This is a genomic window from Ruegeria sp. HKCCE3926, assembly GCF_017872515.1.
In the GTDB taxonomy this organism is placed as follows: domain Bacteria; phylum Pseudomonadota; class Alphaproteobacteria; order Rhodobacterales; family Rhodobacteraceae; genus Ruegeria.
In genome coordinates, this window is sequence record NZ_JAEDOU010000011.1 from 77,290 (window position 1) to 87,295 (window position 10,006).

Annotated in this window: 7 protein-coding genes and 1 pseudogene; 5 read left to right on the top strand and 3 right to left on the bottom strand. The window is 55.4% G+C overall.

Annotated elements, in window-relative coordinates; translation table 11 throughout:
• The first annotated feature begins 6 nt into the window (after window positions 1-6).
• The 3 genes from I9184_RS19735 to I9184_RS19745 all read left to right on the top strand — a co-directional run bounded on the left by I9184_RS19735 (window position 7) and on the right by I9184_RS19745 (window position 3,926).
• Window positions 7-834: a class I SAM-dependent methyltransferase gene (locus I9184_RS19735; protein ID WP_209835505.1), complete on the top strand. Its 828-nt coding sequence runs from the start codon at window positions 7-9 to the stop codon at window positions 832-834.
• A gap of 48 nt (window positions 835-882) precedes the next feature.
• Entirely contained in the window at window positions 883-2,724 is a 1,842-nt protein-coding gene (locus I9184_RS19740) for a glucosyltransferase domain-containing protein (RefSeq protein ID WP_209835506.1), read from the top strand.
• A 203-nt stretch (window positions 2,725-2,927) separates the two neighbouring features.
• Window positions 2,928-3,926: a glycosyltransferase family 2 protein gene (locus I9184_RS19745; RefSeq protein WP_209835507.1), complete on the top strand. Its 999-nt coding sequence runs from the start codon at window positions 2,928-2,930 to the stop codon at window positions 3,924-3,926.
• Window positions 3,927-3,936: 10 nt separating this feature from the next.
• Here the strand turns inward: I9184_RS19745 and I9184_RS19750 are convergent, their stop codons facing one another.
• From I9184_RS19750 to I9184_RS19760, 3 genes are all read right to left on the bottom strand, one after another.
• Window positions 3,937-5,400 (bottom strand): glycosyltransferase family 39 protein, encoded by a 1,464-nt coding sequence (locus I9184_RS19750; RefSeq protein ID WP_209835508.1) that lies wholly within the window; start codon window positions 5,398-5,400, stop codon window positions 3,937-3,939.
• A 214-nt stretch (window positions 5,401-5,614) separates the two neighbouring features.
• The gene (locus tag I9184_RS19755) at window positions 5,615-6,802 is read right to left on the bottom strand and encodes a glycosyltransferase family 4 protein (RefSeq protein ID WP_209835509.1); all 1,188 of its coding nucleotides are present in this window, start codon (window positions 6,800-6,802) and stop codon (window positions 5,615-5,617) included.
• A gap of 239 nt (window positions 6,803-7,041) precedes the next feature.
• Window positions 7,042-7,275 carry a hypothetical protein gene (locus I9184_RS19760; RefSeq protein WP_209835510.1) on the bottom strand — a complete coding sequence of 78 codons (234 nt, stop codon included), beginning with the start codon at window positions 7,273-7,275 and terminating at the stop codon, window positions 7,042-7,044.
• A 659-nt stretch (window positions 7,276-7,934) separates the two neighbouring features.
• Between I9184_RS19760 and I9184_RS19765 the strand changes: the two genes are divergently transcribed.
• Complete coding sequence (locus I9184_RS19765; protein ID WP_209835511.1) at window positions 7,935-9,569, top strand: hypothetical protein; 1,635 nt, start codon at window positions 7,935-7,937, stop codon at window positions 9,567-9,569.
• A gap of 83 nt (window positions 9,570-9,652) precedes the next feature.
• A pseudogene (locus I9184_RS19770) lies at window positions 9,653-9,760 on the top strand (IS6 family transposase); the annotation flags it as partial.
• Window positions 9,761-10,006 lie beyond the last annotated feature (246 nt).

The following is a 10,006-nucleotide window of genomic DNA, read 5'->3' on the forward strand; positions in this document are numbered from 1 at the left end:
GTAGAGATGTTAGAGTCGAAAAGTTATCAGGCCTATATGAACAGCCCATACAAAAGCAGTAAGCATTCCACTTACTTCGATGTGTATGACAAACTTTTTTCTCCTTACATCGGAAAGGATATCACGTTTGTTGAGATCGGCGTTCTGGGTGGTGGATCTCTTTTCATGTGGCGGGAATTCTTTGGTCCTCAGGCCCGCATCATCGGCGTTGAACTGAACCCCGATGCAAAGCGCTGGGAACAGGAAGGGTTCGAGATTTTCATCGGCAGCCAGAGCGATCCGGATTTCCTTGAAAAAATCGTAAGGGAAGTCGGTGATATCGACATCGTTCTGGATGATGGCGGCCACACCTATGAACAACAGATCATTACGACGGAATGCCTGTTGCCACACATCAAGGATGGCGGGATGCTTGTGGTCGAAGACACGCATACCTCTTACATGGAAGGGTTCGGCCTCAGGCACCGTTCCTTCATCAAATATGCCATGAACATGGTGGACCGTATCAACCATCGGTTCTCGCGGCTGACGCCTGACACCTCGGAAAAGCGTGCCTGGGGGATTAGCTTCTTTGAGTCTTTTGTCGTCTTTGACGTGAACCGCAAGGCGACCTCGGTCGCATCGGCGCCCACAGAAAACGCTGGCAAGGACCTGCATGCCAAAGACTTCAGACATGCGGACAATCAGACCTACGAAGCTCTTCTGAAAACATCCAAAGGGCTCTCGGCGCTCAAGGCCATTCCGGGGATGCGTGCCGCAGCCAGGCTGGTACGAAACATCGTGTCGCTGCCATCCAACATGAAGCGCGCCCGCAGGTTGAAAGAGTATTTTTGACCGGGTCAGAGACAGCTGTGTGCACGTTTCTTGTGGGAAATGTATAGCATGAGCATTGCACGACCCGCACATATCCTCTCGACCAGGTTCCGCTGGCCGCATGCGATTTCCGCCAGCCTGCTCATTTATGCACTCACAACCGCACCGGGCCTGATCAGGGATGGCAGAAACCCCGATGACTGGCGTCAGGTCCATGGTGCACCCGAGGGCGGGATGCCTCTTAACTGGACGACCGAGGAAGGTCGCTGGGCGATGGAGGTGCTGTATGTCCATGTTCTCCAGGAACGTTTTCTGCCCGTTTTGCAGACTGGACTAGCGGCAGGCGTTTTCCTTCTGCTGTCGTGGATTCTGGCGCGGCAGTCCGGCGATCGTGACACCCGGCCCTTCGCGACCTTTTTGATTTTCACGCTTGGCGTTCATCACATCTACATGATCAACGCCCTTACTTTTTCGAGCCACGTGTTTGCGTTCCCACTGGCGTTGCTGCTTTCCGTTGCCGGTTTCAAATGTTTTGAACGCGGCATCCTTCATGCGTTTGGCGCGCGGGTGATCTGGCTTTTGATCGGTGCGCAATGCATCGCGCTTTGTGCAGCACTCTATCAGCCTTTCGTCCCTTTTGGCGCCGTGATCCTGTTTGTCTCGATGATCCGAACCGACCGATACAAGACCACAGATGTGGGCACATTCATCCTGCTGTCGGCAATTGGATCATGTCTTGGCCTTCTGGTCTATTTTGCGCAGGCCCATCTGGCTGCCCAGTTGCATGATCATGTCCCCACGACCAACCGTATCGCGATGCCCTCTCTCCACGAGTTGCAGGGCAAGCTTGAAACAGCCCTTCAATTGCTTGGCCAAATCTGGCGGGGGTCGCTACAAAGAATACCCTGGGAAATCAAGACCCTGAACAGCGCCTATATCGGAATTGGGTTCTTGCTGGGCGTTGGGCTGAGCATGTCTGTCCTTGTACGGAACCCGCACAATTGGGTGCATGCCCTGCGCATCCTGATTGGCATGACCGGTATTCTCTTGCTGCCTTTGCTGATCTGGTTCTCCTACGATGGGCAGTGGATACCGTCACGGGCCGTAGCCTATGTCGGCTTACTGGCTGCGGTGTTCTACCTGGCCGTTGATGCCGAAATACGGGCAAGAGGGTTCACGGCACCGGTCATTCTGGGCCTGCCCCTGATCGTTGCACTCACATACGCCTTCATGGCGCCTTTCGTCTGGAGCGATCAGTCCGAAATGGGGGACCGTGATGAGACGCTTGCCGAACAAATCATGACACGGCTCGCGGAGCTGGAAGGGTATGACGGCGCGCCATTCCGCATCGTCGGCCATACAGATTACCCCGATCTGGCTTGGGGGGACATGATTGGCTGGACCGTATTTCACGCTGGCAACTCCCGCCCGGGCATCTTCAAGGACATGTATGACCTGGACTGGTACGCCGAGGGCGGGCTGTATGAAGGACCGCTGGCCTGCGAGGCCTTCCCAGCCGAAAATTCCGTCTATCTGCATCATGGTGCCGCCTATGTCTGCCTGTCGCAAAGCTCCGGCTTTTCCGGCAACCTCATGTGCGCTGACAGCGACAAGCCCGAAATCGGTCGTATCTGCGTCACGCCAAAAGCAGTTCTGCGGCTCTCGGAGATCTGTGCGTCCCCCCTTCGAGGGGACAGAATTGACGTTACAAGCACCGCGATGCCAACCGTTCGCAGCGCAATCCAAGACCACGGCCACACCATACATGGCGGGTGTTTCTATACCGCAGGTTGGAACGGAGAGGTACCAAATGAGATCGAAGTATCAATGGTGAACGGGGATGGTGCAGTCACCTGGTCCGAAAAGCTGACACTTGGCGCGATAGAGAATCCATCCGGCAACCTAGAATAAGGCGTGCGCCTGACTGGCCAAATGACGCCAAACTAAAAACTTTGTCATCACCAATGCACGGCGTGAGGTGCTTAGTGACTGTGAAAAGACACTGAAATTCGAAAAAATACGCACGCACACAGAACTTTTTGAGCCCAAGGCAAAACCATGGTCACTTATCCCCGGACGCACGGGAAAGGCTACGCGTTATGGTAAATTTAAACATGAGTACCCCCACAATTCCGTCCCGGGAAAAAGCCTTGGACCAAAGCGCTCCGACGCTCAGCATCATCGTGCCCATGTTCAATGAAGAAGAGGTTCTGCCGGCCCTGTTCGAACGTTTGGGGCAATTCCTCGATCAGCTTGGGGAAAGCTACGAGATCATCTGCGTGAACGACGGCAGCACAGACGCAACTGCCAAGCTTCTGGCCGCCGCGCATGAGCGCGATGATCGTATCAAGGTGCTGAATTTTTCACGTAATTTCGGCAAGGAAATCGCATTGACGGCGGGGCTGGATGCAGCTGCGGGTGAAGCCGTTGTTCCGATAGACGCGGATTTGCAGGATCCCCCCGAACTGATCAAGACATTTCTGAAAAAATGGCGCGAAGGGTTCGATGTCGTCTATGCCGTCCGGCGCCACCGCGACAGCGATACCGCGATGAAACGCTGGACAGCGCTGAAGTTCTATCAGGTCATCAACCGGCTTTCGGGGGTACCGATACCCGCCAATACCGGCGATTTCCGCCTTATGGACCGGCGCGTGGTTCAGGCTGTTGTTCAGTTGCGTGAGCACAACCGCTTTATGAAGGGCCTTTTTGCCTGGGTCGGGTTTCGGCACACCGAGGTGGCGTATGACCGCCCCGAGCGTGCGGCGGGGCAGACCAAATTCAACTACTGGCGCCTTTGGAACTTTGCGCTGGACGGTATTACCGGGTTCAGCACCGTACCTCTCAGGATTGCGGGCTATGTCGGCATGCTGACTGCGTTGGCCGCGATCATCTATGGTGTTTTCCTGATCTCACGCACCCTTGTCTACGGGGTGGATGTACCCGGCTATGCCTCATTGATGGTTGCAGTGCTGTTGATCGGTGGCCTGCAACTTGTCGTGCTGGGCGTCATCGGGGAATATCTGGGGCGGCTTTATGCAGAGGCTCAGAAACGCCCGCTTTACATTGTCGAAAGCAGCCTGGGGTTTGAGCCCCTGGACGGTCATTCATCCTGATCCCTCGGCCTCATCTGCGCCGGTAGACAAGAACCTGCCCGTCCCCCAGCGTCCCGGCAAACGCGTGCACGCGTTCCAGCCGCCCTTCCGCATCACGTTGCAGATCAGGAATGGCACGGAACATCCGGTCTGGGAACAGAACAACCAGCGCCACAGGGCCAGGTTGGGCCATGGCCTCGGAATAGTCCTGCGCATCCCCGATGGTTCCCCAGTCGGCGTTGAAGTGGTCTTCGAAAAGGGGGCCGCCCGGGTTGATCGCATATACCCGTTCTGACGGGCTGCGGGTTTCTTCAACAAGCGCAAAAGCCCCCGCCAGATCCTGTTTCGGAGCAGAATAGTTCCGCTGCACCAAGAACACGGACACCACGATCATCGCCAGAACGCCCAACGCAAAGAGCGGCGATCCAAACCGGGGCTGTTGAGCCCACCGTGCCACCGCATCAGCACCGTATCGACACCCCACAACGGCCAGAATAATGATCAGCCCGATATCGACGAAAAAGAACCTCGGCCAGATCCGCATCTCAAGCGACAGCAGAAGCAGTAGCGTCACGGCGATATGCATGGCGATGGACGGGAAAAACAACGGCTGCACCGCATGCGCCCCCACGGCACCGAAGACAATGACGGCCAGCCCACCGATCGCGATGAACAACATCAGCGGGCCGGTATCCCCAACCGCGGTCCGCAAACCTTCGACAATTGTCCAGAGCGGGTTCTGGTATTCCTGCATGGGGTCCACGGCGGATGTCGCCGAAACCTCGCTCACCGTGCCCGCTATGCTTGGCAAGATCGGCAGATATGCAAGCAGGACCAGAACCAGCGCAACCGCAACACCCACCAGCGGATGCAGCACCCATTCGCGGGTCAAAGTGCCCCGGCCGAACCCGGTCACAAGGGAAAGCAGCCAGATGAGACCCAGTGCAACAAAGAAAAATGCACCGGTCAGATGCGTGAAAACAGCGGCCGCGGCGGTAAAGCCGAATGCAACCCAGGTGCCGGTCGCTGGCTGGCGCATCCCCCGCAGAAAGAAAATGAAGCCAAGCGTGCTCCAGAATGCAAGCTCGGTATATCCGCGCGCGTTCTGAGAGAACCAGACCTGATGATAGGACAGGGCCACCAGCAAGGCAGAAACATGCGCAATCGTGCTGTCTGCAACCTCTTTTGCCAGCCACCAGATTACCCCGACAAGACCGACGCCGAACAGGACGGCCGGAAACCGGTATGCCCAGGCCTGATCTCCGAAGATCTGGGAAACCAGCTTTGCCTTCATGCTGAAAAAGTAATGATGGTTCATCGAATATTCGCGCATCATCTCATTCCACGGAAGGCTGACATGCGTATCGACGGTCCGGATTTCGTCATACCACAGGGGCGCGTTCAGCCCGGCGCTTCTGAGGACTGCGGCAAGAAGAAGAATGAACAGGAGTATTGCCAGATCGTTGCGGTCAAGCGCGGGGGAAGGCTGTTTCATGGGCTTCTCCAGTCCACTCGGTTCAGGTCAGGCACCCGGCAAAATCGTCGGCCTGGACGCGGCGCATGCAGGTGCCGGTCCTTCTTTCGCACCCCACCGTATCCGGGGCGCATACTGACACAAGGCTCGGATGCAGGCGGTTTCACCTCAAAGCAGCCCAAATACTCGATAATATACAAAATATTCCCTTATTGTTTCTACTTCCTGCACTCTGTCAGGCCACCCCATCCAGCATCTGCCGATAAATCTGTTCGATCCGTTCATGCACATGGGTTGGGTCGAAACGGTCCTCACGTGCCAGTGCACGAGCGTTGGACCCCAGTTCCCGGCGCAGTTCCTCGTTCCCCGCAAGCTCCAGCACAGCAGCAGTCAGCCCTTCGGCATCGCCAACCGGGCAAAGCCGCCCAACCTGTTCAGACACAAGTTCACTCACACCGCCGCAATCGGTCGCTATCACGGGCAAACCGGCGTGAAAGGCCTCGACGATTGAAATTGGCAGCGCCTCCCAACGGGACGTGAGCAGCATGAAATCCGCGGCGGCCATATGCAGGGGGACGGTATCGATCGGCCCCAGAACCCGGATATTTTCACTCACCCCCACCGAGGCAATCCAACCCGAAATCACATCTTCCAAAGGACCATGACCTGCCAGCGCGAGCACGATATCGCGGCGCACCTTCACCAGCCGGGCCAGCACATCGATCATCAGGTCGATACCCTTTTGCGGATCCAGCCGGGCCGGGCTGAAAATCAACACACCTTTCTCGTCGCGCAAAAGTTCCTGTCTCAGCGCCAGAACTGCAGCGGGATCCTGATCCGGTGGCGGTGGCACACCAAGCCCAAGCTGGGCTGTGCGCGCCCGCGGCAGGCCACGATCGATCAATGCATCAAGGGTTTTATGGCTGGGGCAAGCAGTGACATGAGCTGCGAACTGAGCACTGCGCGCCACCCCGCCATACCGTTCGGGCGTTGAACCATGAAAGGTGAAAAGGCGGCGGGTCGGCTGGCCGGCAAGCGCCAGCCGGGCGACAAGTGCGGGGGCGGTTTCGTGAGAATGAACAAGGTCGAAACGGCCGCGGGCGACAATCTTTCGCAGTTTTTGCGCACAGCCCACGGCGGCTCCTAGCCGTCTCATCATACTGAGACCCTCGTCTTCCGATACACGTTTCAGGTCCAACGCATGAAACCCGACATCGCGCCCTTCCCGGCCCCATGGACCGGGCGGTCCACCCAGTTCGACATGATGCCCTCGATCCCGCAGATAACTCGTCAGGTCCAGAATATGGCGCTGAATTCCACCTCGTTCGAACGCAGGTCCCAATTGCAGAACGCGTAGTGGCCGGGTGGAACGTCCGGTTGCAATATCCACCTCCTGCTCTGGTTGCCCTGAAACATAGGCCATAGACGAAACCCCTTACCCCCTTGTCCGGGGCACATGCGGACGTCACACAAACCCGCCACCCGGAAAGGTTTTACCAAATCGATTGCAGATTCAGCACCGTTGATCTGATGTGGTACGAGGCTGAGCCATGTTGAAACACAGCCATCATATGGCAGGTGCGTAATACGTCAAAGGTATCGTCGACAGAGAGGGAACCCACATGGCGCATCAAGGCCCGCGAGGCGTCTGCCTTCGGCATCCTAGGAAGGTTGCGGCAGAAGTTCTGTGCTAAAGCGTTCCATTGCTGCACTGAAATCTTTGTCCATATACTCGTTCCCCATAATCACACTAAGCAGGATTTCCTGAACCCGGGATTCCAGCATTTTAATCGAATTGAGTGAGAAGTTTCCAATGTTTTCAAATTGCTCCGCCGACAGTTTGTCTGGCGCATAGAAGACATAGAAATACTGCGACACGATCTTCTCATAGCTCACGTCGCCATCTGTCCCAAAATCCCTGACGACGGACACACGCCTGCTGGTTAAGAAAGACGCGGGACCCTTATCCCGGCGTGGAGTTTGCCTCCAAGAGCAAAACTGTTCCGAGGACAATTATAGAAAATACGGATTTCTAAAATCACCCCCGACTTCCTATTGAAGAGTATGACAGGATAAGGTGGTTGTGTTACAAATTCGATCTACCGTGGAATGTTATAAAATCCGTCAATGAGCCGCACCGGCGGAGCACCACCTTTTCCTTTCGCTTGCAAGTAGATGTGTTGGAGCATCTGGAGGTCGCTGCGCCCCCGTTCCAGGCTCGTTGATTTTACTGCGGATGATACGAAGGCTTTGACACCCAACATCGACCAGGTGAGCCTCTTGATGAAACAGCGATCTTACTCGCCCTGCTTCAGGATGAACGCCTATTGCATCCCCGTGGACTTTGATGCCTTCATGCGATTCCGCTCCTATCCCAGTTTGGGAAGCTTAGCGGAAAACTCCAGCTTCAAACGGTCCAGTTTTCAGGGTGCGAAACACCAAACCACGCCTCCCAAAATCACCTCCAGCGTTCAAAGCTATATAAATATTTCAAAAAATTTACAGCACCATGTTATATCTCACCAAACCGCGACCGCATGCGCATAGGAAGATGAATGCGGATATCAATTGCAACTGCAATGGCAACCTGTGCTATGGGGGGGCTGATGAAAGGAGCGCTGGGGCAGGTCGGCGACATTGCAACGAGCCGTAGCTATTGGTTACTTGCTCTAACCGCAATCGCAGTCATCGGTCCATTTATGTGGCCAGTGCAATGGTCGGGTAACGAGATCAACTATTTCGATCTCTCCTATAGATTTGCGCAACCCGACGCATTCACAGACAGCCATGCGGTTTTCGACGATTCAAAGGGACGCATCGTCAGCTTTTTGCTGATCGGCAACGTTATCACACTGGCAGGCTTTGAAGCCGCTAAGACGATCTTCGCACTGACACTCTGGTTGCTCTCTGCCTTGGGGGTTGCCGCCATCGCACGCGATTTCGGATTGCGGGTGGCCGAACTGGCTCTCTCACTCCTGATATTTTGTCAAAGCGCTCAAGGTATTCTTGGCAATGAATGGATGTTCGACACAATAGAGGCGAAGGTCTTTGCCTACGCTGCGGTATTCCTCGCGATCACCTCAGCGCTGAACGGCCGCTGGATAATGGCTATGATCGCGTTGGCAGTGGCAACCTACATGCATTTTCTGGTCGGTGGTTTCTGGGCTGTGACACTGGTTCTGCTGCACCTTCTGAAAACAGGTCGCATGTGGCAATCCGCACGTCTCGCGATCGGATTCTTCCTGCTGATCCTGCCGTTATTCTTTGTCTTGATCCGGGAGCGGATCGGGGTGGAGGTCGATACCTCGGGCCTCGATCGCTCGCTAAACGCGATCTACACAGAACTTTCAGCGCACTTCCATGTTGCTCCCCTTCTCGATGGCATCCGCCATTTCCTCAAAGCCTGGCTGCCCGGTGCATGCGTGCATTTGGCGCTTTTGATTGCGCTCGTAATGCTACGCGACCGGTTCAGGGACCGGGCTTTGCTGATCTGGTTGATCGGGCTGAATGTATATGTCCTTCTGGCGCTTGTTATCTACATGCTGGACGATGGCCGCTACTTGCTGGCACCCTTCTATCTGCTGCGTCCTGCCGGGCTAATCTGTCTGATGTCGCTTCTGGCTTTGGCGCATATGCTGTCGGAACTGGTCGAGCAGGACCAGCGACCGCGGCTCGCTCTGGCAACCTGCACCGCAGTTTTGTTGCTCTTACTGCCCCAGGCCTTGGGCAGTCTGGCGCAAATCGTCACGCGGTATCCCCCACATATCAGGCTCGAAGCCGCTCTCAGCGCCTCCGAACGCGATATTCTATCATGGATCCGCACCAACACGGCACCGAATGCGGCAATCGTGGTGCAGGAGGCAATTGCAGGAGGATCAATTCTGGAGGGCGATCCGTTTCCCGGCGGGATGGAACGATTGAGTGGGCGAGGGTTTGTCGTAAATTTCAAATACATTCCAACCAGCAAACCTGATGTAGTGCGCTGGTATCAGCTATTGCAGGCACGTCGCGCATTCTTTGACGGGGAATGTACCAAGAACACTGCGCTGCGCGCGGATTACGCCGTAATCCGGCTTCGGTCAGGTACGGCCGCAGCGGATTGCGTCACCACAGTATTTTCGAACAACGAGTTTCTAATCGGGCGTATCCTGCCGGAGGGGGCAGACAGGATCGACCCTCAACGACCATAAAGGCTCTGTCGCAAGCTTTGAGACCCTCTGTTCGAGGTTGGTCCTCGTGAAAGTGGCGCGGCGGATTTCGGAAAAGTCAAACTGTGACGATGTCATTCAAGGGCGCGCATTTTCCAAAGGAAATAATATTGCACGCCGTTTTCCTTTACCTGCGTTATTTGGTGTCGTGCCGTGATCTGGAAGAAATCATGAACTTGCTTTCGAATTGATACGACCGACAATTACTCACTTGCTAACTCCGAGAACGTCAATGGCTAAAAGTTGCAACAGATCCTCAGAAGGCCCGCCAGATTAGGGGTGCTACCATTATTACGCTCATTATCTTTTGATTTTGTTTACTTGTTGTTCGAGCCAAATATCTTTCTTTCATACCCAATAAGTATCGCTTATCAAATGTGATTGATTTCCCGCCGATTTGCGCGCAGAGTGGCCGCCAT

What these genes read in the sequence shown, in the direction of transcription:
- I9184_RS19735 (WP_209835505.1), top strand. Translation starts at nt 7, where the DNA reads ATGTTAGAGTCGAAAAGTTATCAGGCCTATATGAACAGCCCATACAAA.
- I9184_RS19740 (WP_209835506.1), top strand. Translation starts at nt 883, where the DNA reads ATGAGCATTGCACGACCCGCACATATCCTCTCGACCAGGTTCCGCTGG.
- I9184_RS19745 (WP_209835507.1), top strand. Translation starts at nt 2,928, where the DNA reads ATGAGTACCCCCACAATTCCGTCCCGGGAAAAAGCCTTGGACCAAAGC.
- I9184_RS19750 (WP_209835508.1), bottom strand. Translation starts at nt 5,400, where the DNA reads ATGAAACAGCCTTCCCCCGCGCTTGACCGCAACGATCTGGCAATACTC.
- I9184_RS19755 (WP_209835509.1), bottom strand. Translation starts at nt 6,802, where the DNA reads ATGGCCTATGTTTCAGGGCAACCAGAGCAGGAGGTGGATATTGCAACC.
- I9184_RS19765 (WP_209835511.1), top strand. Translation starts at nt 7,935, where the DNA reads ATGCGGATATCAATTGCAACTGCAATGGCAACCTGTGCTATGGGGGGG.